Source organism: Tunicatimonas pelagia (genome assembly GCF_030506325.1).
GTDB lineage: Bacteria > Bacteroidota > Bacteroidia > Cytophagales > Cyclobacteriaceae > Tunicatimonas > Tunicatimonas pelagia.
On record NZ_CP120683.1, the window covers coordinates 6684745 to 6700182 of the forward strand.

General features: G+C 47.7%; 13 protein-coding genes. 6 read left to right on the top strand and 7 right to left on the bottom strand.

All coding sequences use genetic code 11. The features are described from left to right. Positions 1-124: 124 nt before the first annotated feature. The 6 genes from P0M28_RS28505 to P0M28_RS28530 all read left to right on the top strand — a co-directional run bounded on the left by P0M28_RS28505 (position 125) and on the right by P0M28_RS28530 (position 8945). A complete protein-coding gene (locus tag P0M28_RS28505) occupies positions 125-2533 on the top strand; it encodes a TonB-dependent receptor (RefSeq protein WP_302206908.1) in 2409 nt (802 codons plus the stop codon). A gap of 24 nt (positions 2534-2557) precedes the next feature. Then, a complete protein-coding gene (locus P0M28_RS28510; RefSeq protein ID WP_302206909.1) occupies positions 2558-3844 on the top strand; it encodes a DUF4374 domain-containing protein in 1287 nt (428 codons plus the stop codon). A gap of 21 nt (positions 3845-3865) precedes the next feature. Continuing rightward, a complete protein-coding gene (locus P0M28_RS28515) occupies positions 3866-4282 on the top strand; it encodes a DoxX family membrane protein (protein ID WP_302206910.1) in 417 nt (138 codons plus the stop codon). Positions 4283-4321: 39 nt separating this feature from the next. Then, entirely contained in the window at positions 4322-5194 is an 873-nt protein-coding gene (locus P0M28_RS28520) for an ABC transporter ATP-binding protein (RefSeq protein WP_302206911.1), read from the top strand. Positions 5195-5267: 73 nt separating this feature from the next. Further along, entirely contained in the window at positions 5268-5627 is a 360-nt protein-coding gene (locus P0M28_RS28525; protein WP_302206912.1) for a four helix bundle protein, read from the top strand. A gap of 60 nt (positions 5628-5687) precedes the next feature. Further along, the gene (locus P0M28_RS28530; RefSeq protein WP_302206913.1) at positions 5688-8945 is read left to right on the top strand and encodes an ABC transporter permease; all 3258 of its coding nucleotides are present in this window, start codon (positions 5688-5690) and stop codon (positions 8943-8945) included. A gap of 50 nt (positions 8946-8995) precedes the next feature. Here P0M28_RS28530 and P0M28_RS28535 read toward each other — a convergent pair whose 3' ends face one another. From P0M28_RS28535 to P0M28_RS28565, 7 genes are all read right to left on the bottom strand, one after another. Then, a complete protein-coding gene (locus P0M28_RS28535; protein WP_302206914.1) occupies positions 8996-9652 on the bottom strand; it encodes a CocE/NonD family hydrolase C-terminal non-catalytic domain-containing protein in 657 nt (218 codons plus the stop codon). A gap of 12 nt (positions 9653-9664) precedes the next feature. Next, positions 9665-10303, bottom strand: a complete 639-nt coding sequence (locus P0M28_RS28540) for a CocE/NonD family hydrolase (protein ID WP_302206915.1) — start codon at positions 10301-10303, stop codon at positions 9665-9667. A 218-nt stretch (positions 10304-10521) separates the two neighbouring features. Next, entirely contained in the window at positions 10522-12177 is a 1656-nt protein-coding gene (locus tag P0M28_RS28545; RefSeq protein WP_302206916.1) for a PepSY-associated TM helix domain-containing protein, read from the bottom strand. A gap of 12 nt (positions 12178-12189) precedes the next feature. Continuing rightward, entirely contained in the window at positions 12190-12465 is a 276-nt protein-coding gene (locus P0M28_RS28550; protein WP_302206917.1) for a hypothetical protein, read from the bottom strand. A 54-nt stretch (positions 12466-12519) separates the two neighbouring features. Then, the gene (locus P0M28_RS28555; RefSeq protein WP_302206918.1) at positions 12520-12834 is read right to left on the bottom strand and encodes a hypothetical protein; all 315 of its coding nucleotides are present in this window, start codon (positions 12832-12834) and stop codon (positions 12520-12522) included. Between the two features lie 12 nt (positions 12835-12846). Beyond that, positions 12847-14127, bottom strand: a complete 1281-nt coding sequence (locus tag P0M28_RS28560; RefSeq protein WP_302206919.1) for a DUF4374 domain-containing protein — start codon at positions 14125-14127, stop codon at positions 12847-12849. Positions 14128-14147: 20 nt separating this feature from the next. Further along, a complete protein-coding gene (locus P0M28_RS28565) occupies positions 14148-15437 on the bottom strand; it encodes a DUF4374 domain-containing protein (protein ID WP_302206920.1) in 1290 nt (429 codons plus the stop codon). Between the last annotated feature and the right edge of the window lies 1 nt (position 15438).

Genomic DNA, 15438 nt, shown 5'->3' on the forward strand with positions numbered 1-15438 from the left:
CACGAATTGTTTTTCGTTACTCCGTATTACGTAGGTTTTTATCCGTTTCGCGTAGGTAGTTTATTTTAGGCAGTACTTAGATTTGAAATTATTTAAAATAATTCTAAACTACCTACCCTCCTAAATGATAATTGCAAAGAGCTCTGTTAATTGGCTCACCCTCGACCGCATTTGGAAGGTTGCCTTTAGTTTCTTTCTTACTGCTACGTTTCACCCTTCATTTGCGGAAGCGAACCAATGCCAGGTTACATTAACTATCCTTGACGAAGACCGGAATGAAATAATAGGGGCCTATATTGAAATACCCGAAGTTAATCAGAAGGCAGTTAGTAATATCAGCGGCGAGGCTACTTTTCTGCTTAGTCAGGGTACTACCTATACCTTGTACGTTAGCTCACTAGGCTTTGAGACGGTTCAACACGCGATAAAAATACCAACTGATGGAGATTTTCAGCTACAAATTATTCTGAAAGAATCGACTACGAGTCTGGACGAGGTAGTCATCAGCGGAAAGTCACAGAGAGCAGCCGCAGAAGAGCTACCGTATAAGGCGCAGATCGTCAACTTAAGTACCTTAAGGGCTCAGCCAATTCAAGTTACTACCCTATTAAACCAACTTCCGGGGGTGCGAATACGGCAAGAGGGCGGAGCGGGGAGCGATGCGAATATTATGCTGAACGGAATCGATGGCAAAGGAGTAAAACTCTTCGTCGACGGCATTCCGGTATATCTACTGGGCGCAGGCTACGCGCTTAATACCATTTCACCCGGAATGATTGAACATATAGAAGTCTACAAAGGTACCATACCGGTAGACTATGGTTCCGATGCATTGGGCGGGGTAATTAATGTAGTTAGTAGGTACGGTAACGCCGAATATGCGGATGTAAGCTATGGTTACGGTTCTTGGAACACCCACGAAGCATCCGTTACGGTTCGAGAAAACTTTGGGAGCCAGGATAATTATTTTATTAATCTGGATGGTTTTTATAATTATTCCGATAATAACTATTGGATGGATAATGTCGATGTTGTTGTCGATGATCTATTTAATACTGAGAAGGGGCGGGCTCGTCGGTTCAATGATCGGTTTCAATCCCTACTTACCCGATTTCAGGCCGGGGTTAGAAATCAGCGCAGGGCTGATGAGTTGATGCTGATGTCCTCATTCTCACGTATTGACCGGGAGTGGCAGCATGGGCTCCGAGCCGAAGTACCTTGGGGCGAACCTGCCTCTATCCAAGACTCGTGGAATGCCGCTATCTCATGGAAAAAATACGGAAAATCAGAGCGATGGAACGCCTCCATCGTGGCGGGCTATACCTACGACCAACTCAATTTTGTTGACACCGCCCGAAGAACGTACTTCTGGGATCAAAACTTTACTTCCAAGATCAACGGCGGTGAAACGGGACTGTACTCCAACGGAACCCGCCCAGTGCTGACCACCCGGACCTTATTTAGTAGGGAAAGCTTTAGCTACTCGCTGAATAATCAGCATACACTCAATCTAACCATGCTCTTGACCAACGATGAGTTGCGTATTCAAAATGAAGTACTCCCACAAGAAGACCAAGAAGGACTATTACCTGCTCAAAAATTGCTTAAGAATTACACTGGTTTGGCGCTGGCTAGTGAGTTTTTCGGCAGTAAGCTAACCAACACCGTATCAGCCAAGCACTTTTACACCCGGTCGTCGGGAGTGACGTTTGACAACCGCATGGTAGGGCCAAGGGAAACGAACGAGTTTTCTATCTTCGGATACGGCGACGTGATTCAATATCAGATGAGTCCCCTGATAACCATGAATCTGGGGTACGAATTTACGGTAAGGCAACCGGACGATGAAGAGATTTTTGGTAACTACCTCACGGTAGCTCCCAACCCTTCTTTAAATCCTGAGCAGAGCCATAATATCAACTTCGGTACTGAATACAGCACTTACAAGAAGCGGTTTAATGCGGGAATGACATTTTTCTACCGCAACACCAGCGACCGGATTTTTCTGAACGCAGTAACCTTTGGGCTGGCCCGGTACGAAAACCTCATTGGAACGCAGGCAGTGGGCGCAGAATTTCATGCCGACTACTTGATCTTCGGAGGACTGAGAGCGGCGGTTAACGCTACGTACCAAGATATCACCTTACAAGAAACCAGCCCAGAGGGGAATATCCCCAATCGCTATCTAGGTTCTCGGGTGCCCAATACCCCTTATCTGTTTGGTAATGGACAATTATCCTACTCAAGAAAGTCAGCCTGGTTGGGCAACGGGACAATTAATGCTGGCTATGACTTTAATTATGTGCATGAGTTTTTTCTGAGCTGGGCCGAAGATGGTCGGGCAGAAACCAAGGACATTATACCTACCCAGGCATTGCACAATATTAACTTTTCCTGGATGGCTCCCAAAGACCGCTGGAGCATAGGCGTAGAATGCCGCAATTTGACCGACGCTCGAGCTTTCGACAACTTTTCAGTACAGCGACCGGGAAGAAGTTTTTATGTAAAAGCCAGAGTATTTTTTGGCACTTAGTAATTAATCAATAATCAATTTCGTATGAATTTTCTACTCAATTCAATTTCTAAAAAGATAGGAACCGTTGCCATTATTTCCGCACTGGTGTTCGTAGGCTGTGGCGATGATGATCCTGCCCCGGCTGAAGGGCTGGGAGAATATGCCATGGTCACGACCTCACTCAATGCCGATGGTCAGACCCGGGGCTTTTACCTTCAGCGCGTCTCGATCGATAATACTGAAACACTAGACAATAGTGATGCGACCGAGCTTTCGGCGGCTACATTCGCCATGATGCATTCTTTTGGCGGAAGTATTTATTTTAGTGATTATGGCAATGGGATGATGGAAAAGTGGAGCATTGATACGTCGAATAATGCTATCATGGAAGCTAATATGAATGTATCTGAATTATCCTTTCAAGGTAACACTGCTTTTAAGGATGAAAACACCGCTTTTGTGGGAGGTATCTCTACCAACATCATCATTTTTAACCCGACAACGATGCAGAAGACGGGAACAATCGACATAAGTTCTGCTCTGAATATTGGTAACACCACTGATTTTCCCCAACCCGGTGGAACCATCGCTGCTGAGCCAGTCACTGAAATACTTATTCGGGATAATCTACTTTTTGCGGCATTGATGCCACTAGCAGACATTGCTACGTTTTCTCCGGGAGAGAAAGGCTGCTCCATCGTCATTATTGATACCGACAAAATAGACGCGAACGCTCAAGGCAATGCGGACGCGGTAGTCAAGCGTATTTTTGATGAGCGGGGTTCGGCAACCGGTGCCTGGGGTTCAGGTGGTGGCTCACCCTTTATGCACTTAGATGAGCGAGGGGATATTTACGTACTGTGCCACAACTCATGGGGTGGCTTACGAGCGGCTTTTGACCGCCCGGCCTGTGCTCTTAAGGTTGCGGCCGGCACCACCGACTTTGATGAAAGCTACTACTTCGATTTGGAGTCAGCGGCCCGGGGCAACGGCAGCCCCGTCGTGAATATGGAGTACTACGGCAATGGCAAATTTCTGGGAGCAGCCCAAGACCCTTCGGCTATCGATCCTAATAATCCTGACTCTTACTTTGTTGACCCTATATTTCAGTGGTGGAGCTTTGATCTGTACAATCAGACCGCCGAGATTGTTGCCGAAGAGTACACCCGGGCGGCGGTAGCATCAGTCACTTATTTTGAAGATGGATTTGGCTACGTGCCCTTTGAAGCCAATGGGGAGCAATACGTGATGAAGGTCGATTTGAACACCTTGGAAACCAGTAAGCAGTTCAATACTGTAGGAACGCCCCATCTTTTCAGTTTACAATAGCAAAGTTATCGTCATTAGTTCATGAATACTGTCCGATATATCATTCGGTTTTTGTTGGCACTAATCTTTGTTTACGCCGGGATAGAAAAACTATTCCTGCCTTACAACCCGTCTGTTTTTAAGTCAGACGTAGAAATGACCGACCCGAAGTTCTTTGAGTTTTACGATTTTCTGATGGGCACCGGTTATCTCTACTTCGTGGGATTCTTTCAACTACTGAACGGATTGCTTCTCGTATTTCGGAGAACGTACCTTTTAGAAGCTATCATGATGATACCGCTTATGCTGTGCTTACTGATGACGCATGTGTTCATTTCCCGATACATGGGCTTCATTGTCTTTGATAGTGTAATGTTTTTGATGAATGGCTTTCTGGTTTTAAGTCATTTCAGTGAATTGAAGACGATTTTCCTTAAACCGCAGACCAAGCTCATTTAACACAACAACCTCCGCGTAAAATCATAACTAATTGTAATAATGAAACTAGAAATACATAATCTCTCTAAAACCTACTCTAATGGCGTCCAAGCGTTAAAGGGTGTTAGTCTTACCATCGGTAAAGGCATGTTTGGTCTGCTCGGTCAGAACGGAGCGGGTAAATCTACTTTGATGCGTACGATTGCTACCTTACAGGATGCCGATACGGGCATCATCCACTTTAATGGCGTTGATGTCGCCAAAGAACCTGAAAAGCTCAGAAAAACCCTTGGTTACTTACCCCAAGAGTTTGGCGTTTACCCTAACGTTACTGCGGAAGAATTGCTTTTGCATATCGCCGACATGAAAGGAATTGTCCATAAGGGAGAGCGGAAGGATACAGTAGAGGCACTGCTCCAAAAAGTCAATCTGTACGATGTTAGAAATAAAAAATTGGATGGTTACTCGGGGGGGATGAAACAACGGTTTGGCATTGCCCAGGCACTGATTGGAAACCCCGATTTAATTATTGTGGACGAACCAACGGCAGGCCTGGACCCGATGGAAAGAAACCGCTTTTACAACTTACTTTCTGAACTGGGAGAAGACGCCGTAGTCATCCTGTCTACTCACATCGTGGAAGATGTAAGTACGCTTTGCACCGATATGGCCATTATCGGCCAAGGCCGGGTAGTACTTACGGGCAAGCCTCACGAAGTAGAAGAGTCCCTTCGGGGAAAACTCTATGAAATGCCAGTGAGCAAAGATGAGCTCCCCCGTTACCAGGAAAAGTATAACGTCATCTCTCATCGCTTTTTTGCTGGAAAAATGATGATTACCGTGCTGACGGATGACGTTTTATCTAATGGGTTTGATGCTAAAGCCCCTTCTCTGGAAGATGCCTACTTTAATATTTTGGCTACGAGTAGTTGAGCGAGGAGAAGTTGCGAGTTATGAGCTACGAGCTGCATACAACTCGTAACTCAAAACTCGTAACTTCACGCTTATGAAGAATTATAAAGAACTATTGATCTGGCAAAAAGGAATGGATATCTGGAAAGAGACCTACCAGCTTAGCAAAGAACTTCCTCGTGAAGAAAAATACGGTCTGATTAGCCAAGTTCAGAGAGCCTCGGCTTCTATCCCGGCTAATATAGCTGAAGGAAGTGCGAGAGAAAGTACTAAAAACTATCATTATTTTCTTCAGATAGCTTTAGGCTCATGCTTTGAATTAGAGACATTTATTATAGGTATGGTTGAAATGCAGATGGTAGATAAAGTAAAAGCTGATGAACTTCTATCCAAAATTGATGAGGAACAAAAGATGATTATGTCATTCATGAAAAAAGTAAAATCCCCCTCGTAGCTAAAAGCACACAACTCAAAACTCACAGCTCACAGCTCATAACTCAAACCCCACCAACCTATGATCTCAAGTATTATCAAACACGAACTAAAACAACGCTTATTCACTTGGGTATCGTTAATTTTCTTTCTGATGCTAGTATTCCAGGCTATTTGGTATACCAAAGGAGCGTTTGATTACTATGCCAACGAAAATGTGCTGATGAACGCCCCGAGTATTATCTACCGTAATTACGCCGGAATGGGAATGCTCATGATCATCATCATCGCCATTGCCACCGGGGGAGTATTATACAAGGATATTCAGTACAAATCGGCTCAGTGGACCTACGCTTTACCCATCAACGATAAACATTTTTTTATCGGACGCTTTTTGGCGGCATTTCTCTATCTCATCATTATCAGTACTGGGTTGATTGTCGGTCATTTTCTTCTTCCGTATTCCGGTATTGGCGTAGCCGAGCGTTTTGGCTCTGCCCCCGTCGGCCAAATATTTCACGGATGGCTGATGTTTACTGTCCCTAACCTGTTTGTTTATGTAGCACTGGTTTTTTTCTCCATCGTTTTTTCTAGACGCATTGCCACGAGCTACTTGGCTGTTTTTGCGGTTGTCATCACCTTTCTCATTGCCCAAACGTCCTACGAAACCGGAGGAGGGAATAATCTGCTAGCGTACCTCCTAGTAGACCCGGGTGGATATGTGGCCGCTCAATATTATGCTGACCTCCAGACATCGATTGAGAAAAATACTGCCTACTTCCAACTGACCGGATATATTTTACAAAACAGACTGCTGTGGATTGGCTTAGCATTACTCCTTTCAATAGCGGCCTACTTTAAGTTCTCATTCAAGTATTTTATTCAAGCCGGAACGGATAAGTCTAAGAAAGTGAAGGAGGACAATAAAAGTATTCTTGCCAATGCTAGTATACAACTCCCGCAGGTGGTAAAGCAGTTTCGCATTCCCGATTTCTTGACAAAACTCTGGACGTTATCCAAGCTAGAGTTTCTCAATATTGTGCGTCCCACTTCTTTCAAGATCATCCTGGGAATTATCTTACTGATGGTCTTTTTGCAAAACGTAACTTGGAATGCTACTTTTTATATCGGTGAAGAATTGCCCATAAGCAGTAACATGACCTTCTTCCGCTTGCAGTGGGGAGTTTTTGTCAATATGTTGATTATGATTTGGGCGGGTGAGCTATTTTTCAAAGATAAAACGGTTAATATCTGGCAGATTACCGATTCCTTACCCGTTCCAGTTTGGGTAACCCAACTGTCTCGCTTGGTGGCAGTTATGGGGCTTTCGCTGGTATTAAGCCTGAGTTTTATTGCCGTTTCTATTTTCACGCAAATATTACTGGGTGGAATTTCCTACATCGATATGGGACGGTTTGCCGAAGACCTATTGCTCCATCGGTGGGCATTTTTAACATTTACGCTGTACACAGCTTTGGTCTTCTTCATTGCCGGTCTTACCTCCCAGCGAATAGTAACTCATATCTTGAGTGTTGGATTCTTTCTCTTTTTGATCGTTTCCTTTGATATGGGGATCATAGAAGATCTTCGCTTTGGCTATGCTTTGCCGCCCGGTATTGAAGATTTTTCTGAAACGAGCGGATACGGTATTTTTCAGCAATCGGCTAATTGGTTTTTCTTACTATGGCTCTCGCTAGCCGCCGCCTTGATAATGGCCGGGATATGGTTGTGGAAACGGGGCGCGGACAAGAAGTGGAGCAATCGTCTTTCTCTCAAAAGTGTACAGCTAAATCACGTCTCTAAAGTGGCCATGCTGATATGCTTGGGCGTATTCTTCGTGTTGATGTCATTTATTAGCAAAAACGTGTACAAAAGCGGAAACTTCACTCCTGAAGCTGAGGAAGAACGGCTGGATGCCACGTATGAGAAAAAGTATAAGTACTTAGAAGCGCGTTCTCAGCCAAAGTATGAGGCGGTAGATTTACAGCTAGACCTCTATCCATCAGAAAGAAAAGCATTGTATTCAGCCGATATAACTCTCACTAATTCTTCTGGTACAGATACCCTGTTCTTGAACTGGGAGGATTTTATTAACGTAAGCAGTCTCAAGCTAAATGATCAGGAACTGCAATTGGCGAAAGAAGATGAAGAGCAAAACCTAACGGCTTATCTCATTCCGAAGGCCGCTCGGACTGATAGTTTACTCCATCTATCGTTGGAAGCGGAGAAACAATACATTGGTTTTGTACAAAGTGATGCCCAAGCTGACTTAACCTACCAAGGGAGTTATGCGAGTGTACAGGATTTTCTTCCGGTAATTGGCTACGATAGCGAAAAAGAGCTAGTAGAAAACCGGAAGAGAGAAGAGCAGGAGTTGACAAGACTTACCTCACGTATGGCACCCACCGATGACCCAGTGGCGAAGGCGCAAGATGCCTACGCCCCCGATGCTGGGCTGGTTAGAGGAAGTATCACCATCAGTACCGAAGCCGATCAAATACCATTTACCGCGGGAAAATTAATTAAAACGGAAGTGAATGAAGGGCGCACTACTGCTTTTTACAACATTGAGAAACCGGCAGTATTCAACTGGCACCTAGGCTCTTCCGACTACGCTGTGGTGAACGGTGAGGCGAAAGGAGTAAACTATACTATTCTTCATAAACCTTTTCATACGTTCAACATCGAGTTATACCAAGATGCTATGAACCAGGGCATTGGGTTCATGCAAGCACATTTCGGGACGGAAACAGTAGCGGATAAGTTACAATTGGTGGAAATTCACCGTTGGCAAGACCCGGCTTACACCTTTGCCAATACGATTGTTTTGTCCGAAAAAGAAGGTTGGGTGGCCGATACCGAAGGGCTACAAGAAAAAGCTTACATCTACCAAACCGTCGGCAGTGGTTTAGCTAGTCTGTGGGTACAGCAACAACTTCGCGTGGCTAATGTGCAGGGAGCCGATATGTTGACCAAAGCATTACCCGAAGCAATAGGTTTGCAGTTTGTAGAGGAAACCTTTGGTGAAGAAGCCATGCAACTGCTGATAGACAAGAAAATGGATAAATACGCCAAAGACCGAAACAACGAACCCAATACGGAACCTGCCCTCTTATATGCCGACGGAGCGGAGTACTTAGAAATAAACAAGGGATCCGTAGCCTTGTATCAGCTTAGTAGCAAGGTAGGAAAAGAAACTTTTATAAAGTCCGTAACCGATTGGACACTTCGCGCAGAAGGTGAATACGCAACATTTAAGAGCATGTACGATTACTTGTACTCAAAATTAAACGAAGAAGATAAAGAGCAAGCAAAGCAGGATTTTGAGCAAGCCGTTTGATAGCAATCAGCCAAGCGCATCAGACCACCTCACAATTAGTTACAAGAGGCTTATTCGCTAACCCGACAGGGCTGATTGGGTCGGTCTTGGCAATGAATGGCTGAAGGCGTACCCGCCGCCACTGGTAAATAAGGAACGCTAAGCCGCGAGGGCTCTTCTCCACCGCTCACGATGGTCACCTTTCCGGCGTAGGGCAAGGGGCTAAAGTCCCATCCCAGGTGCAACGTAGCCACCCAGATAGGCACCAGGTCTAAGCGCAAACGAAACCCTTCGGACAGGCGGTGAGCCACCGGAGGAAAGCCAATACGCAGTTGGTACATTTGGTTGGGAACCAGAGGTTTAGAGTGCGTAAACGGATAGATCAAACGCCCCGCTTGCTCAGTAGCCGCTGTATATAGTGCTCGCTGTGAGGCGCGTAAAGCGGTTCGCATCACGTAGCTAACATCGCCGTTAGGAAATTCTTCAGAAAGAATTACCACCACATCTACATCCACGGTAGACACTTGCATGCTTACGGTAAGTTCCATTTCCCCGATTAGCTCCGCAGCGGTGGATAAGGGATCAGAACGATAAGTAAGAACGTTTTTTTCTACCCGATCCCAAGCTTGCCAGCCCGACGAAAAATCAGTACCCAGGGGAGGAAGGCGGGTTAACGGGCGCGGAGGTCGGTCGCTAAAGTCATAACCCGCTTTGCCTGATTCAGCCAATCCCTCAATGAGTTACCCATCCGCTTGCAGCTGCCAGTTCATATACTGTAAGCCTTTCGGAGGCCAGTCACTGAACTCCCGTGCGTAACTTTCTTTGAGGGTGGTTTTGTGAACATCAAACATAATGCTCACGGAATGCTCCTCTTTATCAATACCGTTGTCTTCGCCTTTCAGCCAACGGTCGAACCAACGAACGATCTCATCATTCGCCCAGGGTGTTTTTGACATGCTGTGTCTCCCGTTAGAAAGGAGCAGTCTTTTGGGAGCCTGTACCTCGCAGGTTTCATCGGCCGTTCTAAGTACCCGTATCTCCTGCACCGGCTGACTATAGAGCGACCAACCCAGTGGGGAAAGAAAGGTGGGAATCCCGCCCAGATGCGTCATTCCGGTAAAGAAGTTGGCGTTGAAGGTTTGGGGAGCAATGGCCGCCAGCGAAGGCGGACGGGTGCTGGCCACGTGCCAGGTTGCGATACCACGGGCCGAAGGGCCACCCATACCCACCTTGTCAGTACTCCATTCCTGATCGGCAATCCACTCGATGAGTTCGTAGCCATCCTGCCGAAATCGTTCATCTCCCAAATTCAGTACGCCTCCCGAGCAGCCCGTTCCTCGCCAGTCTGCCACGACCACGGCGTAACCAGCCGCCAGCAACTGCGGCGCAGGCCGAAAATATCAAGACCGTCGGGAAGGGTCCCTCACCCGGCGGCTGTAGTATGGTCGCCGACAAGCTGACGCCGTCCGACATGGAGACGTAGTGCGGAGAAATGACCTGAACGCTATCCATCTCTGGCACTGCTGGAGATTGAGGGTACACTACTGAGGTTTGTGCAGAAAGCAGAATGGCTAACAGAAATCGGTACATAAGTTGATCAATGAGTGCTGCGATTTGCGCCGTCGATTGCCCACTGCGGATGGGTGTTCTGAGGTTCAGGCTTGGCAGTAGAAGACCTGACGCTGTGTTTCGTAGTGATAGAGGTAGATACGTTTAGTACCCTGAACACTAAGTACAAAGCAACCAGTCCCGTCGCAAGCCAAAATATATCCACCGCGGCCACCCACGGGAAAGTAGACCACGCTTGCCAGAACCAGTCACCTGTTGCTACCCCGTTTACCACTGGTACTCCGAGCGATAGTAACCCACCAATGAACAGGTAGTTGCGGTTGAGCCGGGCGTAGTTGTCCCAACGAAGGCCAATCAGGGTCAGCAGCAGCCAGCTGCCGAAGAAAATACCATTAACCCAACCTACCCGACCCACTACCTCCATCGGAACGAGCTTATTGGCCAGAAAGAGGATAGCAAAGGCCGGAAACATGCTCAGGCAAATGGCGAGATAGGTTTTTGTTACCCGGTGATGAAACTGCCGCTGCTGCGTTGTGTAGCGCTGGTTATCCCGAGCGGTCTGCCAGATCAGCACCCCACTGATAATCATGAATCCGGTGATCAAAGCCAACACGAAATACATGATCTTCATCAACAGTCCGCCAAACTCGGCGAAATGGAGTTTACCAATAACACTAATTACGGCGGGCCCATAAGGGGTTTGTCCTGGCAAAAGACTATAGTCATCGAGGACAACCCCGTCCTTCATGTACATGGTGAGGCTCCCCCGGGAAGCTACGCTTTCAGGATCATCTACGTACCAAGTGATTAACGCATTCTCCTGACCGTAATTCCGGATCATGGCGCGGGTCACACTGAAATCAGGATAGGCCTGTTGCACCTGATCCATCAGGGTGCTAAGGCGCAGGTGATCGGCCGCCGGGGCCTGCTCGTCGAGCACTACATTGCCCTCGGGGCGAATTTTGTTAAATACTTGAGAAGAGTCGCCGTCGTAGAGCAGCAGCACGCTGGGCAGTAGGATGAGTGTAAGCAAGCCAAAGAACGCCCCAGTCACGGCGTACATCACCTGAAACGGAAATCCGATGACGCCCAGCACGGTGTGGGCGTTGGTCCAGATGAGCTTCCACTTGCCTTCGGTGATAAAGGCGTAAAATTTGGTGAAGAGGTTACGCCAGTGAATTAGTAATCCGGTTACTGAAGCGAATAAGAAGAACAAGGCCACGAAGCCCGATAGGTAAATGCCCACTACCGGAATCTGCCGAAAGTAATGTAGGTGATAGATCGTATCCCCCAGCGTCGTGAGGGGTTCGTTCATATCCTGCACGGCGTAGGTGCCGGGCACCACGGAGGCGGCTATGCGCTCAGTAGTACTATCGGTGTCGTGTACCGCTCCAAACACTCGCACGAAGGGATAGTGCTCGGTAGGCATCACAATGCTGGTTGCGGTGTGGTGATCTAAGCCGTAGAGGCTATCTACCTTCAGTAGTGCTTGGTCGTAGTCAACCGAGCGATCTACCTCAATCCGGGCTGACGGATTTTCCCATTGGTAGATATGGTGTCGGAACAGCGCAAAGGCACCAGCGTAAAAAATAACGAACAGCGCGAAGCTAATGACAATACCAGCCACCGTGTGCGTATGGAATAGTACGTTGTACGCTCGATTTCCTAACCCTTTTAGCTTCATTGTAAGGTTTGTTTACGTGAGAATTAGCAAAGCACTGATGCCCGTAAGCAGTGCATAAAGACTCCAGACATGGGCAACTTTTTTCATCCAAAACGCCAGCACCATTAAGCCCACCCACACCAAGAAAGATGAATAGGCCGCCGTCAGAATCACTGGGGTGTTGTTAGGGGCTACTTTGGCGGCAGCTACGTGCAGCAGCATGGTCACCACATAGCTGCCCACGATGGCGGCAGTTACCCGAGAGAAGCGGGCCCAGCCGCTGGATAAATATTTTGCTTTAGCAGGCATAGATTCGTAATGGGCGATGAATAATGATGAACAACTTATTCACAAGTTACCGAGTTATAGCATCGGGTCGGTTATTAGAAACAGCACACACAGCATACCCCAGCCGTAGAGCCAGCGCAGGTCGAGCTTCACCGTCAGAATCAGGGCCGAAAGTATCGTCGTCCCGGCCGTGAGCCAGATGGCAAAGGCGGTAAATCCGTCGTAGGTCTGATAGAAGCTAGCGAACGAGACTAATAACAACAGGGTCGCTCCGATCAGCATAACTTTTCTGTACTGTGCTATGTTCACGCGCAGGATGCTATCCACCGGAAAGTACCGGGACGGGGCGTAGAAAAGCAGACAAGAAAGAACCAGTATCGTGAGTTCCATAATATTAGCGTATCAATTGTCGTTTGCGATATTAAAAGCTCCCTGAATATCGGCTCCGGTTATTACGAAGGCTTTTTCGGCCACCCCGGTGCTCGGGTCGTAGCGATAGTAAGCCCCTTCGGAGGAAGTAGGCGCAGGTATATAGAGGGCACCATCGTGCCGAAAAACGGTTCCTCCGGCAAAAATACCAACCGCTGGGATACCCTCAATCGGGGAGACAGTTTGCGCCTCTAAGTCCAGTACGCACCAGCGGGCACTTTCGGCAGTGAACAGTATCTGGAGAACCTGCTGCTCCTGCGCATCTGAGAGATTCTGCACCCCACCGGCTCCGACGACAATATCGATAGCGGCCTGTGGGGTTTCGGCATTGACCCGGGCAATGGCTTGGCTTCCGCCGATGATATCAAAGGAGTTAGCCGTGGGCAGAAAGGTGTTCGCCGGATTTAGTACGACCGCCGGATAAAACGTGTAGGTATCATCAAAGGTATTGCTTCCGGCCGGAATTCTATTGATGGCCGCCGGAATACCCGCCCCGTCGTAATTTCCTCCGTCAGGAATATACAAATTACCTTGATCGTCCGTCAGGTTTTGCCCCATAGCGACCGTCAGGATGGTGTTGACGCCATTGCCGTCTCGTTGGGTGCTTCCTACGAAGGCATTCGTAGCCAAATTAGCTTGGTGTATTACCAGGGAAGGGAAGCTTTGTGCCCCCACGTTTCCCCGAACCGGCATAAAAACATCATCGTCTTGAAAGATAAAACGCTGGTAGCGCTGATCGGCATCGCCGGGTACGAATCCCTCACTCATATCAATGGTGTTGGTCACCGTGAAGGTAGTGGGGTTGAAGACCGTGATTTGATCAGGGGTAGCCCGGTCCTGAAAAACCCCGGTTTGAGCGTCTCGAACATCAATTCGGAAGGAATTTTCGCCCTGCGCTGTTATCGCCCCTTCTTCTATGAGCTGCCCTTCGCTGTTGACCACATACTTGGCGAAGCCTGACGAATTATCGGGCCGGACCAGAAACAGGGCGTGATCATAAACGGATGTGGGGACAAAACGAGGAAAGTCGGTACCATCCGATAGATCAAGCGTGCCAGTGGGCAGCTCTTCTACATACTTTACTAACACCGATTCGGAACTCGTCGCCCCAACGAAGACAAAGCCTGAGGTTTTGTTGGAAGAGGAGGGACCATTGTCGTCACTGTCGTCTTCCGAGCAAGCGCTTAGCAGTCCTCCGAACAGAAGGATAGTTAGGGGGATAGCGAGTCGATAAATATTTTCTTTAAATAACATGCTGTGTTGTGTATAAAAGATTAGTTATTGTTAGCAAGGTTAAACACTCCCACTAGGTCGGCTCCGGTCACATCGAAGGCTTTTTCGGCGGCACCAGTACTAGGGTCATAGCGGTAGTAAGCATTTTCAGCATTTTCACCGCCGACCACCACCGGAAGATAAAACTGCCCGTCATGCTCAAACATATCCCGTCGGGTAAACACCGTGACAGGTGGAATACCGGTAATAGGGGTAACGGTTTGGGCATTTAGGTCAAGGATGCACCAGCGGGCTGAGGCAGCCGAAAATAAAATACCCAAAATTGCCTGAGTCTGGTCGTCTGATAAATTCTGTACGCCCCCGGCGGCCGTTACAATATCAATCGCCGCTTGCGGGGTTTCGGCATTCACCCGGGCAATCGCCTGGCCATTGCCCGTCACATAGAAGTGGTTGAATGTGGGCAGAAACACGTTCTGAGGATTAAGTTCCAGCGCGGGTTCAAAGACATAGTCAGGATCGATTTCGTCACTGCCAGCAGGAATGCGATTAATTCTTCCGGGAATTCCTTCTCCCTGGTAGTTTCCTCCGTCAGGTAGGTATAAGTTGCCCGCCTCGTCGAGATTGCTCAGGTGTAAATAATTAGTGAACTGAGAAATAGTACTCGTCCCGTTTCCATCTCGTTGGGTTTCTCCCTCAAACGTATTGGTCGCCAGATTAGCCTGGTGAACAATAAAAGAAGTGAATTCAGTAGGCCAATTATCAATGGAGGCAAATAGTTCATCACCTCTGAAGTAAAACTGGGTATAGCGTTGGTTCGCGTTGTTAAGTACAAACCCTTCGGACATGTCAATGGTGCTCGTCACCGCCAAAGTGGTCGGATTAAAGACCGTAATTTGGTTAGGAGTACTTAAGTCTTGGAAAACACCAACATCAGCGTCTCGTACACTCAACCGAAAGGGGTTCGCATCGACGGTGGGTATGGTGCCCGCTTCCACGAGTTCACCCGCCTCATTAACAATGTACTTAGCAAACCCACCCGAAGGATCGGGATTTGTGACAAACAAGGCGTGGTCGTACAGAGCACGGGGGTCAAAGGAAGAAAAGTCGGTGCCGTCGGACAGATCAATCGTACCCGTTGGCAGCTCCTCTACGTACTTCACTAGCGAAGAGTTAGAAGCAGTATTACCCACGATCACAAATCCTGAGGTTCTAATGCCAGACGGATTACCATCGGTCATGCTATTGTCATCTTCTGAACAGGAAGTAAATAGCAAGCCTACGGCCAGCGTAGCGGTACTCAGTAGGTGAAAAAGTGTATGGTGCGTTTTCATT

What these genes read in the sequence shown, in the direction of transcription:
- P0M28_RS28505 (WP_302206908.1), top strand. Translation starts at nt 125, where the DNA reads ATGATAATTGCAAAGAGCTCTGTTAATTGGCTCACCCTCGACCGCATT.
- P0M28_RS28530 (WP_302206913.1), top strand. Translation starts at nt 5,688, where the DNA reads ATGATCTCAAGTATTATCAAACACGAACTAAAACAACGCTTATTCACT.
- P0M28_RS28550 (WP_302206917.1), bottom strand. Translation starts at nt 12,465, where the DNA reads ATGCCTGCTAAAGCAAAATATTTATCCAGCGGCTGGGCCCGCTTCTCT.
- P0M28_RS28515 (WP_302206910.1), top strand. Translation starts at nt 3,866, where the DNA reads ATGAATACTGTCCGATATATCATTCGGTTTTTGTTGGCACTAATCTTT.
- P0M28_RS28545 (WP_302206916.1), bottom strand. Translation starts at nt 12,177, where the DNA reads ATGAAGCTAAAAGGGTTAGGAAATCGAGCGTACAACGTACTATTCCAT.
- P0M28_RS28560 (WP_302206919.1), bottom strand. Translation starts at nt 14,127, where the DNA reads ATGTTATTTAAAGAAAATATTTATCGACTCGCTATCCCCCTAACTATC.
- P0M28_RS28510 (WP_302206909.1), top strand. Translation starts at nt 2,558, where the DNA reads ATGAATTTTCTACTCAATTCAATTTCTAAAAAGATAGGAACCGTTGCC.
- P0M28_RS28525 (WP_302206912.1), top strand. Translation starts at nt 5,268, where the DNA reads ATGAAGAATTATAAAGAACTATTGATCTGGCAAAAAGGAATGGATATC.
- P0M28_RS28565 (WP_302206920.1), bottom strand. Translation starts at nt 15,437, where the DNA reads ATGAAAACGCACCATACACTTTTTCACCTACTGAGTACCGCTACGCTG.
- P0M28_RS28520 (WP_302206911.1), top strand. Translation starts at nt 4,322, where the DNA reads ATGAAACTAGAAATACATAATCTCTCTAAAACCTACTCTAATGGCGTC.
- P0M28_RS28555 (WP_302206918.1), bottom strand. Translation starts at nt 12,834, where the DNA reads ATGGAACTCACGATACTGGTTCTTTCTTGTCTGCTTTTCTACGCCCCG.